The 21,738-nt window shown below is 62.2% G+C and carries 21 protein-coding genes; 10 read left to right on the top strand and 11 right to left on the bottom strand.

Features of this window, described 5'->3' with window-relative positions; translation table 11 throughout:
* Positions 1-35: 35 nt before the first annotated feature.
* The 5 genes from KZX46_RS02165 to KZX46_RS02145 all read right to left on the bottom strand — a co-directional run bounded on the left by KZX46_RS02165 (position 36) and on the right by KZX46_RS02145 (position 3,025).
* Positions 36-590: a hypothetical protein gene (locus KZX46_RS02165; RefSeq protein ID WP_219773732.1), complete on the bottom strand. Its 555-nt coding sequence runs from the start codon at positions 588-590 to the stop codon at positions 36-38.
* Positions 587-958, bottom strand: coding sequence for a septal ring lytic transglycosylase RlpA family protein (locus KZX46_RS02160; RefSeq protein WP_219773731.1), 372 nt, complete (start codon positions 956-958; stop codon positions 587-589). The genes KZX46_RS02165 and KZX46_RS02160 overlap by 4 nt, the downstream gene beginning before the upstream one ends.
* Positions 959-1,163: 205 nt before the next feature.
* Positions 1,164-1,928: a hypothetical protein gene (locus tag KZX46_RS02155; protein ID WP_219773730.1), complete on the bottom strand. Its 765-nt coding sequence runs from the start codon at positions 1,926-1,928 to the stop codon at positions 1,164-1,166.
* 9 nt (positions 1,929-1,937) lie between these two features.
* On the bottom strand, positions 1,938-2,390 hold the full coding sequence (locus tag KZX46_RS02150) for a hypothetical protein (RefSeq protein WP_219773729.1): 453 nt from the start codon (positions 2,388-2,390) through the stop codon (positions 1,938-1,940).
* Positions 2,391-2,536: 146 nt separating this feature from the next.
* Positions 2,537-3,025: a type VI secretion system tube protein Hcp gene (locus KZX46_RS02145; RefSeq protein ID WP_219773728.1), complete on the bottom strand. Its 489-nt coding sequence runs from the start codon at positions 3,023-3,025 to the stop codon at positions 2,537-2,539.
* A gap of 1,190 nt (positions 3,026-4,215) precedes the next feature.
* Between KZX46_RS02145 and KZX46_RS02140 the strand changes: the two genes are divergently transcribed.
* Both KZX46_RS02140 and KZX46_RS23150 read left to right on the top strand, forming a co-directional pair.
* Entirely contained in the window at positions 4,216-5,613 is a 1,398-nt protein-coding gene (locus KZX46_RS02140; protein ID WP_219773727.1) for a vanadium-dependent haloperoxidase, read from the top strand.
* Positions 5,614-6,063: 450 nt separating this feature from the next.
* Positions 6,064-6,192, top strand: a complete 129-nt coding sequence (locus KZX46_RS23150) for a hypothetical protein (RefSeq protein ID WP_255614696.1) — start codon at positions 6,064-6,066, stop codon at positions 6,190-6,192.
* A 474-nt stretch (positions 6,193-6,666) separates the two neighbouring features.
* Here the strand turns inward: KZX46_RS23150 and KZX46_RS02135 are convergent, their stop codons facing one another.
* The 4 genes from KZX46_RS02135 to KZX46_RS02120 all read right to left on the bottom strand — a co-directional run bounded on the left by KZX46_RS02135 (position 6,667) and on the right by KZX46_RS02120 (position 11,376).
* On the bottom strand, positions 6,667-7,491 hold the full coding sequence (locus KZX46_RS02135) for a hypothetical protein (protein WP_219773726.1): 825 nt from the start codon (positions 7,489-7,491) through the stop codon (positions 6,667-6,669).
* A gap of 879 nt (positions 7,492-8,370) precedes the next feature.
* The gene (locus tag KZX46_RS02130; RefSeq protein WP_219773725.1) at positions 8,371-8,934 is read right to left on the bottom strand and encodes a helix-turn-helix domain-containing protein; all 564 of its coding nucleotides are present in this window, start codon (positions 8,932-8,934) and stop codon (positions 8,371-8,373) included.
* Positions 8,935-9,549, bottom strand: coding sequence for a 2-hydroxychromene-2-carboxylate isomerase (locus KZX46_RS02125; RefSeq protein WP_219773724.1), 615 nt, complete (start codon positions 9,547-9,549; stop codon positions 8,935-8,937).
* Entirely contained in the window at positions 9,550-11,376 is a 1,827-nt protein-coding gene (locus KZX46_RS02120) for an AMP-binding protein (protein ID WP_219773723.1), read from the bottom strand. It lies immediately after the preceding gene.
* A gap of 126 nt (positions 11,377-11,502) precedes the next feature.
* Between KZX46_RS02120 and KZX46_RS02115 the strand changes: the two genes are divergently transcribed.
* The 5 genes from KZX46_RS02115 (at position 11,503) to KZX46_RS02095 (ending at position 15,289) form a co-directional block, all read left to right on the top strand.
* Entirely contained in the window at positions 11,503-12,294 is a 792-nt protein-coding gene (locus tag KZX46_RS02115) for an acyl-CoA thioesterase II (RefSeq protein WP_219773722.1), read from the top strand.
* A gap of 19 nt (positions 12,295-12,313) precedes the next feature.
* The gene (locus tag KZX46_RS02110) at positions 12,314-12,967 is read left to right on the top strand and encodes a flavin reductase family protein (RefSeq protein WP_219773721.1); all 654 of its coding nucleotides are present in this window, start codon (positions 12,314-12,316) and stop codon (positions 12,965-12,967) included.
* A 102-nt stretch (positions 12,968-13,069) separates the two neighbouring features.
* On the top strand, positions 13,070-14,071 hold the full coding sequence (locus KZX46_RS02105; protein WP_219773720.1) for a nitronate monooxygenase family protein: 1,002 nt from the start codon (positions 13,070-13,072) through the stop codon (positions 14,069-14,071).
* Between the two features lie 17 nt (positions 14,072-14,088).
* Positions 14,089-14,829: an SDR family NAD(P)-dependent oxidoreductase gene (locus KZX46_RS02100; protein ID WP_219773719.1), complete on the top strand. Its 741-nt coding sequence runs from the start codon at positions 14,089-14,091 to the stop codon at positions 14,827-14,829.
* Between the two features lie 265 nt (positions 14,830-15,094).
* Positions 15,095-15,289: a hypothetical protein gene (locus tag KZX46_RS02095; RefSeq protein WP_219773718.1), complete on the top strand. Its 195-nt coding sequence runs from the start codon at positions 15,095-15,097 to the stop codon at positions 15,287-15,289.
* Positions 15,290-15,485: 196 nt separating this feature from the next.
* Here the strand turns inward: KZX46_RS02095 and KZX46_RS02090 are convergent, their stop codons facing one another.
* Complete coding sequence (locus KZX46_RS02090; protein WP_219773717.1) at positions 15,486-17,390, bottom strand: S9 family peptidase; 1,905 nt, start codon at positions 17,388-17,390, stop codon at positions 15,486-15,488.
* 177 nt (positions 17,391-17,567) lie between these two features.
* On the opposite strand from KZX46_RS02090, the gene KZX46_RS02085 reads away from it, so the two are divergent.
* Positions 17,568-18,278 (top strand): AraC family transcriptional regulator, encoded by a 711-nt coding sequence (locus KZX46_RS02085; protein ID WP_219773716.1) that lies wholly within the window; start codon positions 17,568-17,570, stop codon positions 18,276-18,278.
* 223 nt (positions 18,279-18,501) lie between these two features.
* Here the strand turns inward: KZX46_RS02085 and KZX46_RS02080 are convergent, their stop codons facing one another.
* Positions 18,502-18,960 carry a hypothetical protein gene (locus KZX46_RS02080; protein WP_219773715.1) on the bottom strand — a complete coding sequence of 153 codons (459 nt, stop codon included), beginning with the start codon at positions 18,958-18,960 and terminating at the stop codon, positions 18,502-18,504.
* Between the two features lie 763 nt (positions 18,961-19,723).
* Here KZX46_RS02080 and KZX46_RS02075 point away from each other — a divergent pair.
* Positions 19,724-19,957: a hypothetical protein gene (locus tag KZX46_RS02075; protein WP_219773714.1), complete on the top strand. Its 234-nt coding sequence runs from the start codon at positions 19,724-19,726 to the stop codon at positions 19,955-19,957.
* A 310-nt stretch (positions 19,958-20,267) separates the two neighbouring features.
* Entirely contained in the window at positions 20,268-21,644 is a 1,377-nt protein-coding gene (locus tag KZX46_RS02070; protein ID WP_219773713.1) for a diguanylate cyclase, read from the top strand.
* Positions 21,645-21,738 lie beyond the last annotated feature (94 nt).

Genomic DNA, 21,738 nt, shown 5'->3' with positions numbered 1-21,738 from the left:
GGGCCAAAGCGGTTTAGCGACGACTTTCAGCGTTATTAGAACGGCGGACAGGGAATCTCGGCGAGATCACCACTTTCTCGCCACACGCGGCATCGCGGCTGTAGTGCCGACCCGACACGGGTGTAGATCACGAGTATTGGCGCGCCCGTGGGTGCGATCGTCCAGCCGATCGCTGCACCTAGTTCGCTCGCAAACACTCGCGGTGCGCCGTTATCGTCTGCAATCAATTCGACTTGCTGCGCTCCGGCTCCGTATGAAACGGTGAAAGCAACAAGAGAGTGCCCGCCATAAGTCCATTGCGGAATGGCGCGCAGAAGGGGCTCATACGCGTCAGCGTGAACGATCGCCCCGCGCACTACCGTCCGCGCACCATCGCGATCGACCAGTGCCAGCCGCACTGCCTGCCGTGGTCCGAGCTCAGCCCACGCAACCCACCGGGTTTTGCCCGATGCGTCGCCGTTGATCACCGTCAGGTTGGCGAGCGGAAGGGCTGCTGCAGCGAGTACCGGAGAATGCGCAGAGATGCTCGATGCAGCGCTCGGACTCGCGAGGATGAGCAGCATCGACGCCAGCGGGATGATCCGTCTCATTTTGGGCCCAGTACGGTCGTGGCGGGTACCTGTTCGATCGCGCTGAGCGTGATCAGGCTAGCATTTGCATCGGTGATCGAATCCGCCGGGCGATTGAGCAGATAGGCGTAAGCTGCACGGCTCAGATCGAGAACCCGCTCCATACTTCCGTCCCCCGCCCCGCGGTCGTTTACCTTCACGACGATCGATCGGCTTTCTCGCGTCAGCTTTAGCCGCGTTCCCATCGGCACCGCATACCAGCGAGCACGTGGAAGAAGCGCCGCTGTAAACCCGGCGTGCGCGTAGGTCTCGCCACTCGAAGTCTGCTTGCCGATAAAGAAATCCGAGTAAGTCGAGGCCTTACCGCTCGATGGCAATCCTTCACCCATACCACTTCCTCCTCTGTACCGTCATACGAGACCGACAGAAATGGGCAGGCCCGATCATCGACCCACCCTGCGACTGCACGACGGTCCGCTTGCCATGCGTGTCACGAACCTAATCGCCGATACCCAACCGATCGCCAGCAATCCTATCTCGAAGCGCCGACGATTGCTGGGGAGGCCCGCAAACCTGCCTGTGTTATTGTGCACTTCAGCGACTACCGACGGCTGGCGGAACCGTCATCACGATTCCATCGGTTAATGCGGCCAGAGGCTGGCCGCGGTTGACGAGGATGCCGTCGATAAACCGGTCTTTGACCGCAATCCAGTCGCCTCCGGGGCGGGCAGGCCGGATGCCGCTGAACTCGGCTGGCCAGCTCGTGTCAAAGTGAGGATCGATTGGAAAGAGGATCGGCGCAAACCGATAATTCTTCAGACCGCCGATTCCGTTCGGCAAATGGTCATCCCAAACCTTAAGGCTCTCATCGACTGTGACTTCCCCAGCAATCCGGCGCATCCGCTCGTCGCTGAAACCACGGTAAACCCCGTAAAAACCGATCAGATCGGACACTAGGTCCTCCCCGCTGAAGCCCTTATCGGATACCCACCTAAACGGCGGGGAAGCTTGAAGCGCTTCAAAGCCAAGTGAAGCCTTCTGGAATATCGCCAGCGCGACCGCCTCCTTCGCTCGTCCGTCCAGGCGTCGGCGGACAACGAACTGTGCAACATTGCCGACCGTGAGGAACCCCTTGCGCATCTCCTCACCAAAATCGAGAACGAACGCAGGGCTGCCCGACAAAGTGACCTGCAATTTTTTCAGAGACAGCCAATCCGAAGTCTCGCCGTCCATCAGACGCTTGAGTTTGCGCACCGCGCCGGGCTGGGCGTGACCCCAATCGACGAAGCCGCCGCGGCTCGTATAGCTTAACCGTCGCCATCCGCTCGCAGTCGGCATCAGGTCGGCGCGCGGCGACATGCGGAACTCCTATCTGATCAAATGTGTTTCGAGCGCGATTCGACAGTCGGAACGGCAACTACCATTTACATGGGCAGTCGCATCACGGTCGTGCCAGCGACCCTGACACACAATATCGGGCATGAGCTTCACGTCGTTGGGCAACGGCGCGGCCAGTCCCTGCTTCGCGCAAGCTGCCACCACCGCGCGCCGTGCCGATACGATGTCCGAGACGACAAAGTCGCGCTGTGACGTACCGGCCGTCGTACCGTCCGCCGGCGTCTCCGACCCCAGCCCGACCGGCACGAATTTTGCTGTCTCAGCGAGCGATGTCAGAAGGCGATCAGCTGTCGCAGATGCAATGGCAAGGGTGCCCCCAGCCTTATAGGTACCCAGCCAGACAACGAGTATCGCGATACCAAATCCGACGTCCAACAGGCCAATCACCTGTCGGCGCGGAAATTGCGTCCTCACATCGCCCATCGCTGTGTTCAGCTCCCGCTTGCGCGCCAGTTAAAAATCGGTGGCTGAACGGATCAGTTTGGATCGCTACCGCCGCTAATGATGCACACGCGTGCTTGGCGCGTGCACCAGACCGGATGTCGCCACCCAATCCGAACACAAAATAATCAGATCTTCTTTGCGGTCGTAAAATCATAACCGCCGCGCACTGCCCGTTCTGCGTTGGTATCGTCCCGCAGGAACTGGTTAAAGGTCACCTGACTAAAGTTAAGCGCAATGTTCTCCGTCGGCTCACCACCCGAGCTCTGACCGGAAGTCGTGAAGGATGTGCAGATGACATTCTTCATCACGTATTCGATGTACTTTGACTCCGCGCCTTCCGACGCCTGAATTGTCACCGCAAGTTGTGCTTCAGGCGTATTCTTACCTTCGAGCGACTGCAGCATGAACTGGGTCGTGGTGTCGTCCTGGCGCTTCACGAGATGAACGTCGCCCGGCGTCACCTTGCCCGACGACGCGCGGTTGCCGGCGGCACCGGCGGTGGTCTGCACAGCGACCGAAAAGCCCCAACTGTATGAGTCGATCTCGATCCAGCCCTTGTATGGGCCGGATGTGACCGCGCCCTGCAGCGCACCAAGCTTCAAATAGACCGGCATGTTTATCTCCCAAGCGATTATAGCGTAAAACATCTCGCTGCTTGTATCGATGTGATCTGTCAAGTGACCGAGAGTATCGAGAGCAAAATAGTGTTCAGAATCAATATGATCTTCGAATAGTTGCTCATTTCCCTCACTCACCGCGGCACGACCTCGCGCCGATTGACCAAATCAAAGCGAACATCAGCGAGGCCAAATGTCAAATCGCTTATTAATAAGCCTTCATAGCCTAATCTTCCGCTAATAGACGGATCTTACGCAAGACCGCGGTGGCTTTGGCGGGGACGTTAAGACCTTCGGCACTTTCGAGTCTTTGCGATGGCTTGAACTAGACCGGAAATATCGGTCCGGCTGATTGCGTCAGGCGTGACTCCCATGCGGTCATCCAAGGCGGCTTGAGCGATCCCCGAAACCGGACGGCGAACTAAGGCCGCCGGTCGAGCGGCGGCTTTCAAATGAGATGCCCACAATAGCTGCATCTCGCCGAGCTTTTGCCGCGGGGCCCCATAAAACTCTAGACGCGTGATTGTAATCGGCGATTATTGTTCCAGCGGGAGGATCAACAATAAGTCCCGACCGTTTTCCCCGATGATTGTAGTTCCTGGCTAGCTTCAATCAGTTGCGGGATATAGCAGGGAGATCTTGGATTGGAGCCTATAACGACATCTCGCAATATCCTTTAATTTGACGTCGGTTTCACGCATTTTTCACGATGCGTTACACCCCCGCCCGTAAAGTCGTTGTTGTTGAAGGCTCTCAGGAATAGCGTTCAATGTTTTGCCACATAAGAAGTCTCGCGCTTCATCTTATTATTAGGGATTAAAACAATGAATGCTAATGGTGACGAGCAACTCGGCACGACGCTTGAGTATGACGGGGCGGGTAGTCCACACGTTATTGCTTTCGGCAATTTCCACAAGACGCTCCCGCATAACAAGTACGGCGAAGTCGAACCGGCGGCGTACAAGCGCTTCGCGACGGTGGCCTCTACCGGTGGCGACTATGAAACGGTCGCGAGTGGTCCGGTCATTCCGGCGCAGTTTACGCCCGGAATAGCGAACGCGCCGACCTCTGCCGACAAGCTGAACAATCCCCAGGCCGCCCGATCGAGTGACAAGCTTACCGGACCGCCAAGCGACTATTCGATGCCGCCGGCTCCCTCGGTGCTGTCGAGCTCGACCGCCGCCGAAATGACCGAGCTGCAGTGGATGGCAATGCTGCGCGATGTCCCATTTCAGGGGCTCAGCGCGACACCGCAATTCGGCGTTGCTCTCGCCGATATGCGCAAGCAGTTCAACATTGCTATTGCCGCCGACGAACCGGGCGGTCTACATCTCGGCAGAGATTTGCCGATGGATGCCGCCGGCAACCTCGATCTCAAGGCGTCAACGCTTTTTCGTTGCGGACTCAAGGACGAAGATCAGGGGCCGATCGTATCCCAGTTCTTTCTTCACGATATCGCTTACGGCGCACAGCTTATCGAGCAGAAGGTCCGGCCTTACGCCGCCGGGCAGAACTTCCTGACCGATTACGATAGCTGGATCAGAGCTCAAAACACCGGCTATGACGCTGTCTATCATGGCTATTCAAAGGATAATGATTTCGTCAGCGCGCCGCCGGTCGGTATTCCAAGCCTCGAGCAACCCGGCGGGCCGCGCCGAATAGCGACCATGCGCGACATCGCCCGATTCGTGAACAAGGACGCGCTCCACCAGGCGTATTTCAATGCGACGTTGCTGTGCCTCAATTGGGGGGTCCCGTTCGATCCCGGCAGTCCCTACGGGGGATATAAGCGACAGGTCCCGTTCGGCACGTTCGGCGGGCCTGATCTGCTGACCCGCGTTTCCGAAGTGGCCGGGCGGGCACTGGCGGTCGTCTGGCGGCAGAAATGGGAGATCCATCGCCGCCTGCGGCCGGAAGCCTATGGCGGCTTGATGCAGATGCAACATTTCGGGCATGACGCCGGTGACGGTCAGGGTGCCGTCAAACGCGCCTACGGCCTCCCCGATATGGTGTTCGATAGCGAGGCGTCGCAGATCGCGCGGCAAACTGGCAACAAGAACCTGTTTCTGCCAATCGCTTTTACCGCCGGGTCGCCTCCCCATCCGGCGTATGGCGCAGGCCTTGCGACGGTGGCGGGCGCCTGCATCACGGTGCTCAAAGCATGGCTCGACGATTCGATGACGATGGCGGCGCTTTTCGCGAAGGGAGCCAAGCACCCGGTGACCGACGCGCCGGTCGTGATTTCGGAAACGAACGCGGCGGGTGAGCTCATTCCGTACGGCGGCCCCGGCGTGACGGCCATGACTGTGGGTGGCGAGCTCAACAAGCTCGCGTGCAACGTCGCGATGGGTCGCTCGATGGGCGGCGTTCATTGGCGCAGCGACAATACACGGTCACTGCGGCTCGGCGAGCAGATCGCCGCAGAACTGCTCCGGGGTGAAAGCCTCGGCTATGCCGAAAAAGCTGTCGGCGGCGCCGCCCCGACCTGGTCCTTCACCAGCTTCAACGGCGACCCCGTCGTGATCAGCGCCGGCACGGTCAGAGTCAATGGAGCCGCCGTCCTGCCAAAGGCCGGCCCACTCTGACGAGATATGGATGAAAGCCGGTTTTGGACAGGGGTGGGGACTTCGTTCTGGTCGGGCATGTGATCGTGTCCGACCAGAACTTGTTGGCCGCAACCTCCAGAGTCGCGTGCGAGGTTGCGAAGCGTCGGACTTTTGTGGAACCATCCTCCTGCTTCCGACCCAACCCCGGCGCCCATCAGGCCGCTTGGTTAGTTACATTGCTCAGCACGGCATCGTAAGCACCGACCATGCCGCCGCTCAATGTGCCTGCCGCGCCGGCGCAACGTTGCCGGTTTCAAGGTTGGGTATCGACGCCGCTTTGGGCCGGTTGCCGCCTGTCTGCTTTTCGGTCTTGGATATGCAATAGCCGCTGCGGGTACAGCGTTGTGCTGGCCTCTCTCTACCTCGGCGCTGCTTTCTCAATGTATGAGGCTGATCAAGGCGAGGTGGCTATGTGCGACGTGTCGATACGTGACCATTCTCGCCGCGATGATGCGAGCCAGACCAGCGGCCACCACGGAACTCGATCGCGACGAGATCCAGCGCTCCAAATTTCACACCCCGCTCGGCTTTTATCGAGATGGCAAGATCACGAGTTAACCGGGCTGACGCGCCGGCTTCTCAACCAGTCTTTCTGTGACCGACGAACCGCTTTTTTGACGACCTCGATCTTCAGCTTTCAGTTGAGCCTCTTTGGCAAGCCATATTCGATGTCGGCGTAGGCCGAGCTGTTCGAACGGCGAAATTGCAGCGGCAGCTGCTATCCCTCACACGACGCGCGCCGGTTCGTCTTCAACATCGGCCTCGTTCCCTGCATCAAGGCGGTCGAAAGCCCGCGATCGAACGGCATGGCAGGCGGTCGTCCGAACTCAGTCCCGGGTAGGTACGCATGGGACCCAGGTCCGACGGCTGGACTAGCTACAGGCTGTGCGCGCACTACAATACGGTTCACCCGCATCGCGCCCTCCGCAATCGTGCTCCCCAAGTTCATCGCTTGCTGCCGGGGACGGCAGGACGGTCCCCGCCGGTGACTGAAGACCCAAACCAGCCGCTACGCAACGAAAACAAAACGATTTAGTTCGACTGATAGATAAGCGAAGACAACACCTCCAACCGTCGGTTCGCTTGCCGAGTTTTTAACCCAATCGCGGCAAAGCCGAGAATAAACAGAAGCCAGTTCGCGGGCTCGGGTACCGCCACCACCTTTTGGAAGACGTTTGGGCTATACTCGATGTTTGCACCGGGGTGGGTTTGAAGGAAGGTCGGCGCGATTGTGAACGATGACTTTGCGTTCCCCTCCACCTTCGCGCCGCCACTCGAGGTATTAAATAATAGAGCTAAGAGATAATACGTCGTGCCGGCAGTGACGCTGACATTACGATCCCCGACAATCGACTGTATTTTTTGGCCGCCATAACCGTAAATAAGATTGTCGTTAACGACCGTGTTGGCCATCTGTGTCGGGTCAAGAATCAAAAATGACTCTTGGCCAGTGGCATGGGCTTGGTCTTGGTAGTATTCAACGCCGAGATTGAGGATATCTTTGATGTTGAGAAGGACCTGCGTACCCGACGCAACTCCATCAATTTTGAAATAATAATCATAGGATGCCGCCGCGATGCTTCCAGCGTTTCCGTTATCACCCGTATAAGCTCTAGAGATTAAGAGACCATTCTGGGCATCTACATATGCTGATGCTTCGGATTGATATGAACTTGCGGTCGCACCATGATATAGAGTGCTGATACTTATAGACTCGGGAGATCCAAATCCATCGTTTGATGCTTGAAGGTCGATAAACCCGCTAGCTAACGGAAGCGCAGCAACCGCAGGCGCGCTCATAACGAACTCGGCAATCAACAGGCAGAAAACTACCTTCGTGCGACGTTTGAATGTCATGGCGATAACTCCCGCTGCGATGCAGTATGCCTTTTCGGCAGGACGATTCAAGCAACGAGTGGTGATGCCAGGTTCATTCAGGCTGCCGTGCCCGGAGAAGCCGTGAGGGCAAGCCCGTTTTGGACCATTTTTTGCGCGTCGAGCGGACCACCAGGCTAGTGTCTTGTTGAGCCAAATGGCTGTTTTAGACAGAGTATCGATCGGTCAAACAACTGCTCGGTCAATGTGAGGGGCCATTTGCTGACTGTCCGCTTCTCGACGGCGAATATGGCATAGCTGCCGTTCGAATAGCCGCGGGTCTAACGGCAGCTCCCGCCCATTTGCGGACACTCAGATGCGCACGCTGGCCCAATAGAGCCTAGCTAGTGCATTCCTTGGCGCGTTAGCCGGGGAGTGCAAGATCAGCCGCAACCCATGTGGAGCTGTCGTTCAAAGCCCCTGCGGCGGCGGTCCGCCACGCCACACTTACCCAGAGCACTGTTCCAGCCGGAGCTACGCTTATAACCTGCGCCCTACCCTGGTGTTCGTGTCGGACCGGCTTTGCGCTCATGCCCTTGGTAGCGAGCCACTCATCGTCCCTAAGGGCGACTTGCAGAACACCTGCAGCACTTTTGAATACCATGCTATCAAGATACTAGCCGCTGTCCCAGCCGCCGTCTTTGTCTGCCGTTGCTCTCAATACGAGCGGCGACTTTCGGGTGACCGCCTATCCTAACCTGACCAAGAAAATCAGCACGCCGTCGACAGCTACACCCTCCGGCAGTTCGGGCACGTCCGCCGGGGTTACGCGAATGGTTATGTCTGACGATCCGCTGATGTTCAAAGTCACCGCGCCGAGCGGTGTGCTGGCGACTGCATGAGCATAAGAGGTCTGCGCCATTATTTGAGAAGCTTAACACACTGGGCGGACGGATGGGCGGGCGGAATGTCCGCTAACCGCGCGGCGCGCTTGCGCAGGGGCGCTGGCATATTCGGCGGCAGGTGCACGGGATCGCGCGCACCAGGCCCGGGCCGGATGGTTACTGCCCGGGGGGACACTTCCGCGCTACACTCCGAACACACCATCACGGGATCGAAGTCGTTCCCGCAGGCCATGTGCCGGTGCAGAACAGGTCGACCCTTGCGGTCGCCCATGTGGACATCCCCCCAGTGCACGATCGCTATCACCACCGGGTAGAGGTCGAGGCCCTTCTGCGTCAGCCGATACTCATAGCGAGTGGGGTTCTGTTGATAGGCGACCTTGGTCAGCACGAAGGCGGCCACGAGTTTCTTCAGCCGATCGGTCAGGATCGGACGTCCGATGCCCAGCCGCTCATGAAAATCGTCGAAGCGCCGGACTTTCATGAAGCAGTCGCGCAGGATCAGCAACGTCCAGCGGTCGCCGATCACTGACATGGTGCGCGCAAAGGAGCAGTTCTGCTCCGCGAGTTCACTCCACTGCATCTAGTCGCCCCGCTGCGCGACAAATTCTTCCTCGACCTCGCGCAGGCGGTCCTTGCCGAAGAACATCTCATCACCGACGAAAAAGGTCGGGATGCCGAAGCCGCCGCGGTCGATCAGCTCTTGCGTCATGTCAATCAGCGCCTGCTTGACGTCGGGTGACTGGGCCTCGCGATACAGGTCCGCGGTCGGCAGACCGGCGGCGTCGAGAACGCCCGCGAACACCTCCATCTGGCCCATGTCAAGCTGCTTTTCCCACATCGCGCTGACCACCGCCTCAAGATAGGCATCGAACACGCCGAGCCTCTTGGCGGCGTGCGCGCCACGCATCATGGTCAGCGTGTTGATCGGGAAGAAGGGATTGAAGCGGAACGCGGTGATGTCGTGCCGCTTGATGAACCGCTCCATCTCGAGCTGGTCATAGGCCTGCTTCTTGGGAATGCCGGCGAATGCCTCCGCCGGCGAGCGGTTGTTGGTCGCCTTGAAGACGCCGCCGAGCAGCACCGGTTTGACCACGAAGACTTTGCCGATCCGCGCCTCAATCGACGGCAGGGCACGATGGCAGAGATAGGCGTTGGGGCTGCCGAAATCGAAATAGAAGTCGATGGTCGCGGTCATTCAAGTGGCTCCACATGGCGGGACGGGGATAACGTCGCGGCTCGGTTCTGCCGCATAGAGATCGTCGACGAGCGGCGAGCGCCGGGCGAGAACGCCGCGCTGGTTGACATAGCCCTTGTCGGTCATCTCGCCAGCCCCGATCGACGGGGGGTCCATGAGGATGCGGAACGCGGCGATACGCTGGGTTGCGCCGTGGCGCCATGCGTTGAAATCGGCGAGGCACGCGGCGATGTCTGCGGTCAAGAAGTGCAAAGCACGCGGCGCGCTCAGGTCGCTGCCGGGCGCCGGCCACAGCATGGCGCGGACATCGTCCCGATCGACGCCGGCGAGCACGACGTCGCCGACGAGCGGCCGGCATGCCTCCAGCACGGCAAACCGCAGTTCCCCTGTCGCCACCCACGACCCGTTGGCGAGCTTGAAATTCTCGCTGAGCCGCCCGGCGAACTTCAGCCCGAGCTCAGGGCGTGCCGGGTCGACGAGCTGGACGAGGTCGCCGGTGCGGTAGAAGCCCTCCTGATCGAATGCCGCCGCGGTCAGGTCGGGACGGCCAAAATAGCCCGGTGTGACGTTTGGTCCCCGAACCCTGATCTCGTAGCGGTCCTCGACCGGCAGCAGCTTGATCTCGACGCCGGCAACCGGCAGGCCGACTTCGCCATCACCCTCGCTCGCCCAGTGGGTGACGGTGATGCCGGGGCCGGTCTCGGTCGTGCCGAGCGCCGAGCCGAAGTCGATCTGCCGCCCGCGCGTTCGCACCGCGAGTGCCTGCATTCGGTCCCAGATGTCCGACGGCAGGCTGGCACCGGCATAGATCAACCGCTCCAGCCGGCTGAAGAAGGCGATGCGGAAATCGTCGTCGCGCTCCAGCGCGGCGACCAGCAGGGCATAGGCGGCGGGAATGCTCTGCATCACCGTTGGGCGACCGTCGCGGAGATTCTCGATGGTGCGTTCGAACTGACCCGGCAACGGCTTGCCGTCGTCGATGTAGAGCGTCCCCCCGCTGCGCAGCGTGCCGTGCACCACCGAGTTGCCGCCCATCGTGTGGTGCCAGGGCATCCAGTCGACGAACACCGTGCCCACGACCGGATCGGGGATCAGCACGCTGGTGCTGGCGATGGCGTGGCAAAGCATCGACTGGGTGTTGATGACGCCCTTCGGCGAGCCGGTGGAGCCCGAGGTAAACAGAATCTTGGCGACCGTGTCGCCGCCGACCGCGGCGCGCCGCGCGGCCACCGCGGCGGTCGCATTGAGCCCGTACCATTCAGCCAGCGCGGCCGGATTGAGCCACGCTGCATCCGCCAGCCCGGGCGTATCGCGGACCGCTGCGTACGGTGAGGCCGTCTGGCCAAAGACGAAGGCTGGCCGGATCAATTCGGCGATTTCGTGCAGGCGGGGCCGCGCCTCCGGCAGCAGGCTGTAGGCCGGGGAGACCGGCACTACCGGGGCACCGATCAGCATCGCCGCCAGCATCAGCAGGCCGTGCTCGATCGAGGCGGGCGACAGGATCATTACCGCCCTATTATCCCCGCAGTGCCCGGCATCGATAAGGCCCTGCGCAATACCCTGCACGCGCCGCCACGCCGCGGCGTAGGTGATCGTTTCCCACGAACGGTCCGCGGCGCGCTGGGCTAGGAACACCCGGTCCGGCGCGGCGGCAGCCCAGCGCTCTAGATAGTTGACGATGTGGGTCTCGACACCGGTCAGGGGCTGGCAGCACTCCAGCACCAGACACCCGTTCTCACCGTGCCGGACCAGAACTTCGCGCGGTGCATAGCCAATAGTGCGTTCATCGGCTGCCGCCGTGCCCGGGCGCACTGCTACGTTGAGCATGGCAACTCTCCCCTTTTTGTACAGCGATGATAGACGCGGGTGGTCGCATGACAAGAGTTGTTTTAGAACTCACTCACTCGACACTGCCGCTTGTAGGTTTAGTGTCGATGCAATCGGGGAGGCGGAATGCAGGACACGACATTCGACGCATTGCTGGCAGCAATGGTGCACGGGGAGCATGGCTTCACGGTCGAGGTGCCGGCCGACTGGCTGCAAGGACGCACCGCCTATGGCGGCCTGTCGGCGGCCCTGTGTTTCGAGGCGGCGCAGCGGCAGTCGCCCGACTTGCCGCCGCTGCGGTCGGCGCAGTTTGCCTTTGTCGGCCCGGCGAGCGGCATCCTGACCGCGACGCCCGCGATCCTGCGCCAGGGCAAGTCGACGACTTTCGTCGGTGTCGACCTGTCCGGCGAGGCGGGGCTGGCGGTGCGCGGCCTGCTGTGTTTCGGCGCGAACCGGAATTCGGCGCTCGATCATTGGGGGTTGCCGGCGCCCGAGGCGGTCGACCCCGAGACCTGCCCGCCTTTCTTCAGTTCGCCCGAGCGTCCAGGCTTCGCGCATCACTTCGACGGCCGCCTCGCGGCCGGTGCGCGGCCGCGCACGCCGGGCGCCGACCCGGACATGCTGGTGTGGATGCGCCACCGTGACCCCGCCCCGTCGCTAACCGGTTTCATCGCGCTTGCCGATGCGCTGCCGCCGGCGGCGATAGTGCTGTTTCCCGCGGGTATGCGCCCAATCAGCACGATGACCTGGACCATCGACCTGCTGTCCGACGCGCCTGCCAGTCTTTCCGGCTGGTGGTTGATCCACAATGTCGCGCAGAACGCGGCGTCGGGCTGTTCGGCGCAGGACATGACGATCTGGAACGACCGCCGCGAACCCGTCGCCGCAATGCGCCAGACGGTGGCGGTCTTCGCCTAACGCTTTCCGGAGATCGCCTGTGCCCGAGATCGACTTTCATAGTTACGAGCCGGCGTCAGGCCACGGCCTGCGTCACAACCCGCTCAACGCGATCATCGCGCCGCGTCCCATCGGCTGGATCTCGTCGATCGACCCGGCGGGCCGCGCCAATCTTGCACCCTACAGCTTCTTCAATGCCTTCAATTACGATCCACCGATCATCGGTTTCTCGGGGATCGCGTGGAAGGACAGCGTCCGCAATGCGTCGGAAACCGGCGAGTTCGTGTGGAACCTCGTCACCCGGGAGCTGGGCGAGCAGATGAACGAAACCTCCGCCCCCGTCTCCGCCGACGTCGACGAGTTCTTGCTCGCCGGATTGACGCCGCTGCCGAGCCGGATCGTCAAGGCGCCGAGGGTCGGCGAAAGTCGTGCCGCAATGGAGTGCGTTGTCATCGACATCGTCCAGTACAAGGACCGGCATGGCCGCGAGATCGACGGCTGGATGGTGCTCGGCGAAGTTGTCGCCGTGCACATCGACAAGACGCTGATCGAGGACGGCGTCTACCAGACCGCCAAGGCGCTGCCGATCCTGCGGGCCGGTGGCCTCAACGACTATGTCCAGGTGCTGCCCGAGAACATGTTCCAGATCCTGCGGCTGCCCGGTGTCAGCCTGAAAGCGCACCACGGTTCCTGATCGACCGGACTTCCATGAAATCGGGCTTGCCCTGACCGACTGGCGAGTGCAGAAATAGAACTGATACCGACCGCCCACACGGCGGCGGATGGGGAGAGAGTGATGCGGACCAAGATCACCGAGATGTTCGAAATCGAGCATCCGATCATCCAGGGCGGCATGCATTGCGTCGGTCTGGCCGAACTCGTCGGCGCGGTTGCCAATGCCGGCGGCCTGGGCATGGTCACCGCACTTACCCAGCCGTCGCCCGAGCATCTGAAAGCCGAGATCGCCCGCACCCGCGAGATCACCGACAAGGCGTTTGGAGTCAACCTGACTTTCCTGCCGAGCGTCAGTCAGCCCGACTATCCGGGCTATATTCGCGTCATCGTCGAAGCCGGGATCAAGGTCGTCGAGACGGCCGGCAACAACCCGGTCAAATGGCTGCCCGGCCTGCACGAGGCGGGGATCAAGGTGATCCACAAATGCACCTCGGTCCGCCACGCGCTGAAGGCGGAAGCGATCGGCTGCGACGCGGTCAGCGTCGATGGCTTCGAGTGTGGCGGCCATCCAGGCGAGGACGACGTACCCAACATGATCCTGCTGCCGCGCGCCGCGGATACGCTAAAAATCCCGTTCGTCGCGTCGGGCGGCATGGCGGACGGGCGCTCGCTGGTCGCCGCGCTCGCGATGGGGGCGGAGGGAATGAATATGGGGACCCGCTTCGTCGCCACGACGGAGGCGCCGGTCCACCAGAACGTCAAGGACGCGATCGTCGCCGCCAGCGAGCTCGACACCCGGTTGGTGATGCGGCCGCTGCGCAATACCGAGCGGGTGCTGATCAACGCCGGGGTCGAGCGGCTGATCGCCAAGGAGAAGGCGCTGGGGGACAGGATCACCTTCGCCGACATCGGGCCGGAGGTCGCCGGCGTCTATCCGCAGATAATGTACAACGGCGAAATGGATGCCGGCGCGTGGTCGTGCGGCATGGTCGCCGGGCTGATCGACGACGTGCCGACGGTGCGCGACCTGATCGATCGTATCATGGCCGAGGCGGAGTTGATCATCCGCGCCCGCCTTGCCGGGCTGCTCGACGCGCCCGCCGCTGTGCGCGCCGCAGCCTGACCCTGAAGGACACCGTGATGACCGAGACCTCCCAGTCGCCGCGCAACGCCAGCGTCGTCGTCGTCGGCGCCGGGGACTATATCGGCGGCGCGATCGCCAAGCGCTTCGCCGCCGAAGGCTATCTGGTGTTCATGGGCCGCCGCAACGCCGACAAGCTGTTGCCGCTGAAAGCCGCGATCGAGGCCGCGGGGGGGCGTGCCGAGGCACGAGCCCTCGATGCGCGCGAGGAGGAGCAGGTCATCGCCTTCATCGCCGAGGCGGAGGCGGCGGCACCGGTCGAGGTGGTGATCTTCAACATCGGCGCCAACGTCAATTTTCCGCTGCTCGAGACCACGGCGCGGGTGTTCCGCAAGGTCTGGGAGCTGGCCTGCTTTGCCGGCTTCCTGACGGGGCGCGAAGGTGCGCGGGTGATGCTACCACGCGGCAGGGGCTCGCTGTTCTTCACCGGTGCCACTGCCGGCCTGCGGGGCGGCTCGGGCTACGCGGCGTTTGCCAGTGCCAAGTTCGGCATCCGCGCAGTGGCACAAGCGGCGGCGCGCGAACTGGGGCCGAAAGGCATCCACGTGGCGCACCTAGTCATCGACGCCGGCGTCGATACTGAATGGGTGCGCGAGCGCATGAAGGCTGCGGGGGTCAGCGACGACCGAGCGCTGCTGCAGCCGTCTTCGGTTGCCGAGACCTATTGGGTGCTCCACCAGCAGACCAGCGACGCCTGGACGTTCGAGACAGAAATCAGGCCGTCGGCGGAGACGTGGTGAGGGCAGAGCGAGCAGCGCCTCAGGGAGATGCTGAAACGAACGGCCGGCAAGATCGGTCCGGCAATCGCTGCTCAGTTGCGCGCACTCATCGAGCCGAAGTCGCTGGCGATCATGGCCGGCGTGCTGATCGCATGGGTTGTCAGCCATGGCTTCGCCGTTGGTGAGATCATCGATTTCATCGTGGCGGTCGTAGACGTGTTTTCGATAGGCCTTGCGGTATTCAGCCGTAGCGACGAGCTTTACGAGTTCGGGCGGAACACCTCGTATGGACACGATGCTGGGGATACTCGGCAGCGTCCAATTAATGGGCGGCAACGGCGCGATGCGCGACGACCAGCGAGCTTGGCTTGCGAATCGTCGGAAATGCGGAGCCGACCCAATCTGCCTCAAGCGCACTTACGATCGACGCGTCGGCGAACTTATGACCGGCTACCAAACCTATGCAAAAGCGGTTCGCTAGATAATAGGTATCGGCGTGCAACCCGTGCGGATGCGATCGGTAATTACAATCATATTGATTATGGAGGGGACTACCCTAACGTGATCCTGCCATAGTCGCGCCCACGTTGCCTTAACTAGGGGGCCGCAAGCCGCCTGGCAGCTTTATGGAGTTGGATGGAACGAAGCGGTCGTCGATTCTCACCTTCGCGATCCATTTACTTGGCTTGAAGATGACTGTCGTACCAAGCGAGAATGCGCTCGAACATATCGATGTTGTTCGAGCCGAGCCGCGGTGAATGCCCCTCGTTTGGATAGAGCACCATCTCGGTTTCGACGCCGAAGTGCTTCAGCGCTCGGTAAAGCCCCTTCGACTGTCCGACCGGATTGCTGGCGTCGTCCTCGCCGTCGAGGATCAGCGTCGGCGTGCGGGCGTTGCGGATGTAGGTCGCCGGCGAGTTGCGCGCGAACACGTCCGGATGCTCCCACGGCGTGCCAAAGTACCACTCGTCGCCGTCCGGATGCGCCTCGGTCTCGAACTCGGCTTGCTGGTCGAACACGCCGGCACCGGCGACCGCAGCCTTGAACCGGTGCGTCTGGGTGATGGCCCAAGCAGTCATCTCCCCGCCGTATGACCAGCCGCCGATGCCGAGGCGCTCCGGATCGACCTCGCCCTTCGCGATGACGGCGTCGAGCACCGCGATCAGGTCCCTGTAGTCGCCGCCACCCCAGTCGCCGCGATTGGCCTTGAGGAACGCCTCACTGTAGCCGTTCGAGCCGCGCGGATTGACCATCAGCACCTGGTAACCGTGCGCGACGAGCATCTGCGCCCATGCCGCCTCCCAGCTAAAGCCGGCAGTGAAATTCGACGACGGACCTCCATGGACGAGCAGCACGAGCGGCGCCCGGCTGACGGCTCCGACGGCGGGCTTCATCAACGCCGCCTCGATCATTGTGCCGTCGAAGCTGCGCGTTTGGAACACCGTGGTCATGGCCAACTGGACACCGTCCCAGCCCTGCTGGAGATGGGTGAGTTGCCGCACACGGCCGACATTGGTGCGGAGGTAGATCTCGGGGAGGTGATCGAAGTCCTCTCCGACGAAGACCAGCTCGCCATCCCTGGCGACGTCGAACGAGGCGACCGAGAGTGGCAGATCGATGGCCGCCGCAGCCGCGCCCGGTGCCAGTCGGACGATCCGGTTCCAGAAGCCATCGACGACGCGCGCCCAGACCGCCGAGGGATCCCGCCATTTCACCTCCGCGATCGCCAGGTCCGGCACCGGAGTCAACGCCTTGAGCTCGCCGCCCCGAACAGATCCAACCAGAAGATCGCGCTCCGACGGGCCGCCGGCGACGGTCGAACGAACGAGGTAGGTCCGTGCGTCCGGAGACACCAGCAGGGCGTCAAACGGCTGCGGTGGCGCGGCGACGCGCTCGACCGCGCCGGTCGCGGTCGAGAGGGCGTAGACGGCGTCGGTGTTCTCCTCAACGTTAGGCCGCTCGGTCGCGACGAGCAGCAGATGGGTCAGGTCCCTCCATTGCAACTCGTCGATCCTCCAACGGTCAACCCCGAGCTTTCGGCTCGCCGCCGATCCGAGATCGACCAGCCACACGCGGGAGAGGTCGTCTTCGCGGTCGGCGACCTGGGGCCCGATCCCGTGCGGCTGTGCGTCGTCGTCCCGCGCGAGGTAGGCGATAGTCCGTCCGTCCGGCGACCAGTGAAAGCGGTCGACGCCGAACTTTCTCGCGGTCAGCGCGGTCGCCGTGCCGCCGCGGGACGGGGTCGTGTAGACCTGCGTCTTGCCGCCAACGTTGGACAGGTAGGCCAGCGTCGTCCCGTCGGGCGACCACTGGGGCGAGCGATCCGACTTGCCTGCCGGCGTCAACTCCCGCTCCGTGCCGGCGGCGATATCGAGGACGCGGAGATGAGGTTTGGCGTCCCAGTTGTAGCTGACCGCCACGTAGGCCAGCTGCGATCCGTCGGGCGACAGACGAAGATCGGACGCGCGAACGTAGGACAGGGCCTGAGCCGGCGTGGAGACCGCGACGGCGCATCGGCCGGCGGCGGATGCGGAGAGCATGGCCAGCGCCACGGTCCGATGGAGCATCGTCTTCCGGTTCATCGTCGCACCTCGCTGTCGTGATGGTTGCTTAGGACGGCGAGGGACCGGCGTCTTCCGCGGGGCTAGCGCGCTTGCACGGGCTTAGCGCGTCTGCTTATCTCAGCGGACAGTCGTCGCGATCGGCAGGTGCCCGTGCAGACACGTCCGAGCCTCCGTGACTATCCGGCCGACACGGCGATGCCGGTGCACGACCACCGCGAGGCGACGTTGAGCATCGTCGTCCGGGGTGGCTTTAAGGAGCAAGTCGGCCGCAGCGAGCGCGACTACGGCTGCGGTCATGCCGCTTTCTTCCCGGCTGGCGTGGCCCATGCGCAGGCATTTGGCCCCCGGGGGGCGCGGCAGATCATCTTCGAGCCGCAGGCTGCGTGGATCGAGCACCTCGCGGATAGCCGCGTCGCGCTCGACCGGGCGCCCCACGTGCATTCGGCTGCCCTCCACCACCTAGGCGACCGGCTGATCCGCGAGATGCGCGTCGACGACGCGTTCACGGCCCTCGCCTGTGACGGGCTCATGGCGGAAATTGTGGCGGCGTTCGGCCGGGAAATTGAGGACGGCACGTGTGGACGACCGCCGGCGTGGCTGCGCACGGCACTCGACTTCATTCATACAAACGCCGCGCGACCTCTCGGCTTAGCGGAGATAGCCACAGGGGCAGGTCGCCACGAAGTCCATCTCGCGCGCGAATTCCGCCGGCATTTCGGCACACCGGTCGGCGCATACATTCGGCAATCGAGGGTCGAACATGCCGCTCGGCTGCTTCGGCAGCATGGGTTAAGCCTAACTGAGATCGCGCTCGAATGCGGGTTCAGCAGCCATTCGCACCTCTGCCGCACGTTCATCGCTTATCACGGGGTGACACCATCGCAGTATCGATCGAGCGTTTCATAATCGTTGACGGCAAAAGCAGTTTTAAGACTGTTGGGGGGGCCGAAAGCCGCCTGGCAGCTTATGGGCGTCCGATGTGGCAAAGCGAACTTTCGTTCAGTCACCTCTGTGCGCCGAGAAGACCCAACAACCGACCAGGCGCTTAAACCCCCTCTCCAACAACCGTTCATCAGATCTGCGAGCGTTGCCGCTATTGTGCGGCGGGGTCCTCTTAGATCCTTTCTATCTAGTAGCCGGGTCTTTGCTGGCGAGACTTGGGCGCCTCAGCCGCATCGACTAACGGGGCGAGCGCGGCGCGCAGGCGGGCAGCCGTGCGGCGAAACTCGGCCGCCTCCGTCACCGCGCCGCCAGCTATCGCACCGGCAGTGGCGACGCCGCGATGTGACCTCTCGTAGAGATGGCGGTCGAGATCGGGGTCGTGGCGTCGCTCGATCGAGTACAGCGTGTCGTCGGGGCGGACATCGTCGCGCGGGTCTGCCAACGCCGCAAGCGGCCCGACCTTAGTGTCAAGAACGATGCTCGCGAGCGACGCGATCTTCTGCGCAATCAGGTTCTGCGCTGCGGGGTTCGCCAGCAAACGGGCCGCGTCCTCCGGTGTCAGGCGATGCCGAGGCCGGGGAGCCTCTTGCGCGACGGAAGGCGACGCTACCGCGAGCAGCGCGAGGGCAAGAGCCAAGGTCTTCATGCGCCATACTTCTACGACGAAGCGACACGTTCACTATCACCTTCTTTGCCCGGCGTCAGCCACCGCCTCTACACCGCCGATGACATCGGTCTTCGTATGAGAGCTAGCTCTCTCTGCAGGAGTTCCGAGATGGATTTTCGTATGTAAGTTCGCAGCGTAACCGCTCAGCCCGCCTTGCGACGTTGGCCGCCGTCAGCCACGTAATCCGACGATCGAGCTCGCGGCGACATACAGTCCATGCGTCGTCCCGGGTCCGGACGGCGAATTGACGACAACCTCAGCCACCTCAAATCCTCCGAAACTTCAGGTTTTGTTTACCAGAACCCTATCGGGTTGATCAAGCACGGCTAGAGGGTATTCCCTTTAGCGCATGCATCAAATTTCGGTCCCGCATCTCCAAAACAGCGTCTTCACGAGCAAAATGCTGAGAGAGTTCGTGCGTTTGCAGCCAAGACAGTGCCGGATCGAAACTCCGCCGGCATACCGTCCAGGAGCCGTCGCTCGATCGAACGACATAGTCGATAATCTTCTCTGCCATCGCAGGCCTCCAGAATATTAACAGACTATTTACGCGACCGACGGATCAGGTCCTAATCGTTTCAAAGCGGTAACTATGATTCTTAAATGCATGTTGAACGGTTGCAGGGCGGTGCAGGCGCCGCCGGGGTCCGGCGTCGCAGCTCCATAAGGCATGTCAGTGGTGTACCCAAGCCATAGCGATCAGACAGGACGCGCGTTACAGTTAATCATCGAGAGGCACTCAATGGCGCGATATAGTTTTCAGGTGCGGACAGGCGATGCCACGCATGCGAACGGCGGAGAAGCGGAGTTCAGCAACCTTTCCGATGCGATCGCAATTGGTCGCTTCACATTAGCCAGGCAGGAACGACATCATGCCGACCACGCTTTAAAGCTTTCGGGAAGCATTTTAGAGATCGTCGACGAGGACGGTGACGTCGTCGCTAGCTTATCGATCGGGGCGGCAACACGGCATTGAAAGCGACCAAAAGTATTCGCGTCACAAGGGATGGGAGCCTTCGCGGCTTCGAGGATCACACTCAGTCACTCACGCCGCCTGCACAAATCCCTAAAGAGGGCCATAGGCCACCTGGCTGATTGTGGACGTCGGATGCAGCAAAGCGGACTTTGGTCAGCTACCCCTGTGCGCCCGAAGATCGAGCGTCGAGCAACTAGCCCTTCCCGTCCGCTCCCTGTAGCAGCCGCTCGCGTCTGAGCAGCAGCATATCACTTCCTTAATGTAATTCAGCTTATGGATGTTTTTTGGGGAGGACTGGAGGCCGCGCCTTGTGCGCTCGATCGTTGCTTCTCTTGCTGCCTTACAGCCGATCGCGCCGTTTGCCGCGCTGTTCGTACTCCTCGTCGTCTTCGCGGGCGGTGGCATGGTCGTCATTGCGCACGAGGCCGACGTCAGCGACGCATCGCGGGCGCGAGAGGCGGTCACCCGCGGCTTCTCTGCAGCGTTGGCGAATCTGGATGCCGGGGTCGAGATGAACGTTGCAACGGCGCCGGTTGCCGAGACTCTGTCAGACCCGCGAGGGACGCCGGCATCAACCTACAGCTTCTTCCCTTTTACCAGTCCCGCCTCGCTCGGTTATCACGGCACGGTAGTTCTCAACCCCGACGGCACCGCCTTTGCCGGCACGCGTTTCGGGCGACCGTGGACCGGTCCGTCGCTAACGGCGGCGGCCCGGATGATCGCTCCTGTCGCCGCGCGGCTGCCGACTCAAGGCGCGGCGACCGTCACCACACTCCGGCGCGACGAGCGCGGCGAAGTTCAGGCCATAGCCGTGGCGAATGCCGCGCCGACCGGTCGCGACATTGCGCGCGCCTCCGAGCCGGTGCGGCGCCTCGCGATCGTAGCACCGGTCGTGCGGCAGATCGTGCCCCGGATCCTGCCGAGTCTCGGCGTCGAGGAGTTTCGCACTTTGCCCCCGGGCATAGCTATGGATGCCCGGGCAAGCGATGACGCAAATGCCGTCACCATCGCGGTAGATAACGGGTCGCCGATCGTCTTCTCCTGGCGTCCGCGCGAGCCGGGGCGCGCTGCCATCGCGCGGTGGGGCCCCATTCATGCGGCGTTGCTCCTCGCCGCGTTGGTCATGCTGGCGGTCGCCGCGCGGGGGAGCCTTGCAGCCACCCGCGCGCTGAAGCTGCTTGCGCACAATGATTCGCTGACTGGCCTCGCCAATCGCTTCGCGTTCCACAACGAACTCGACCGCCGACTCGCGCGCGGCGAGCCGCTCGTCATCGGAATGATCGATCTCAACGGCTTTAAAGCGGTCAATGACGAGCACGGGCATCTCGTCGGCGACGACTTGCTCGTTGCCGTGGGGGTCGAACTAACCCATGCCGCTGGTCCCGATGACTTTGTCGCGCGGCTTGGCGGCGACGAATTCGCGCTAATCAGCCCATCGAGCGTCGCTGCCAACCTCCTTGCCGCTGCATTTACCGAACGGCTCGCCCAGCCGCTGATCGTGGGTCCGCGCCGGCTGCAGATCGGGGCAGCGATCGGTCTCTCTGCGGCACAGCCGGGAATGGCGGCAAGCGCACTGATGGGCCTTGCCGATGCGCAGCTCTACGAGAATAAACACGTCCTATGCCCGTGGCGGCGCAACAGCGAGCCCAACGACCGTCGTCAGACGGCAAGTCCTGGAAGTCATTGATCACGGTGATGAGCTTGTAGCGCTCCCCGCACATCCGATCGGGAGGCTCTCATGCCGGACACAGAACGTCTAGAGGTGCGCGTCGAGCGGGAAC

This window comes from Polymorphobacter sp. PAMC 29334, from assembly GCF_019431245.1.
GTDB classification, from domain to species: Bacteria; Pseudomonadota; Alphaproteobacteria; order Sphingomonadales; family Sphingomonadaceae; genus Polymorphobacter_B; species Polymorphobacter_B megasporae.
The sequence above is the reverse complement of the archived record's forward strand: the minus strand, read 5'-3'. Positions and strand labels throughout refer to the sequence as shown.

Bases quoted from the DNA above. Each gene is read 5' to 3' on its own strand.
- KZX46_RS02165 (WP_219773732.1), bottom strand. From the start codon at position 590: ATGAGACGGATCATCCCGCTGGCGTCGATGCTGCTCATCCTCGCGAGT.
- KZX46_RS02160 (WP_219773731.1), bottom strand. From the start codon at position 958: ATGGGTGAAGGATTGCCATCGAGCGGTAAGGCCTCGACTTACTCGGAT.
- KZX46_RS02155 (WP_219773730.1), bottom strand. From the start codon at position 1,928: ATGTCGCCGCGCGCCGACCTGATGCCGACTGCGAGCGGATGGCGACGG.
- KZX46_RS02150 (WP_219773729.1), bottom strand. From the start codon at position 2,390: ATGGGCGATGTGAGGACGCAATTTCCGCGCCGACAGGTGATTGGCCTG.
- KZX46_RS02145 (WP_219773728.1), bottom strand. From the start codon at position 3,025: ATGCCGGTCTATTTGAAGCTTGGTGCGCTGCAGGGCGCGGTCACATCC.
- KZX46_RS02140 (WP_219773727.1), top strand. From the start codon at position 4,216: ATGACCGAGCTGCAGTGGATGGCAATGCTGCGCGATGTCCCATTTCAG.
- KZX46_RS02135 (WP_219773726.1), bottom strand. From the start codon at position 7,491: ATGACATTCAAACGTCGCACGAAGGTAGTTTTCTGCCTGTTGATTGCC.
- KZX46_RS02130 (WP_219773725.1), bottom strand. From the start codon at position 8,934: ATGCAGTGGAGTGAACTCGCGGAGCAGAACTGCTCCTTTGCGCGCACC.
- KZX46_RS02125 (WP_219773724.1), bottom strand. From the start codon at position 9,549: ATGACCGCGACCATCGACTTCTATTTCGATTTCGGCAGCCCCAACGCC.
- KZX46_RS02120 (WP_219773723.1), bottom strand. From the start codon at position 11,376: ATGCTCAACGTAGCAGTGCGCCCGGGCACGGCGGCAGCCGATGAACGC.
- KZX46_RS02115 (WP_219773722.1), top strand. From the start codon at position 11,503: ATGCAGGACACGACATTCGACGCATTGCTGGCAGCAATGGTGCACGGG.
- KZX46_RS02105 (WP_219773720.1), top strand. From the start codon at position 13,070: ATGCGGACCAAGATCACCGAGATGTTCGAAATCGAGCATCCGATCATC.
- KZX46_RS02100 (WP_219773719.1), top strand. From the start codon at position 14,089: ATGACCGAGACCTCCCAGTCGCCGCGCAACGCCAGCGTCGTCGTCGTC.
- KZX46_RS02095 (WP_219773718.1), top strand. From the start codon at position 15,095: ATGGACACGATGCTGGGGATACTCGGCAGCGTCCAATTAATGGGCGGC.
- KZX46_RS02090 (WP_219773717.1), bottom strand. From the start codon at position 17,390: ATGAACCGGAAGACGATGCTCCATCGGACCGTGGCGCTGGCCATGCTC.
- KZX46_RS02085 (WP_219773716.1), top strand. From the start codon at position 17,568: ATGCCGGTGCACGACCACCGCGAGGCGACGTTGAGCATCGTCGTCCGG.
- KZX46_RS02080 (WP_219773715.1), bottom strand. From the start codon at position 18,960: ATGAAGACCTTGGCTCTTGCCCTCGCGCTGCTCGCGGTAGCGTCGCCT.
- KZX46_RS02075 (WP_219773714.1), top strand. From the start codon at position 19,724: ATGGCGCGATATAGTTTTCAGGTGCGGACAGGCGATGCCACGCATGCG.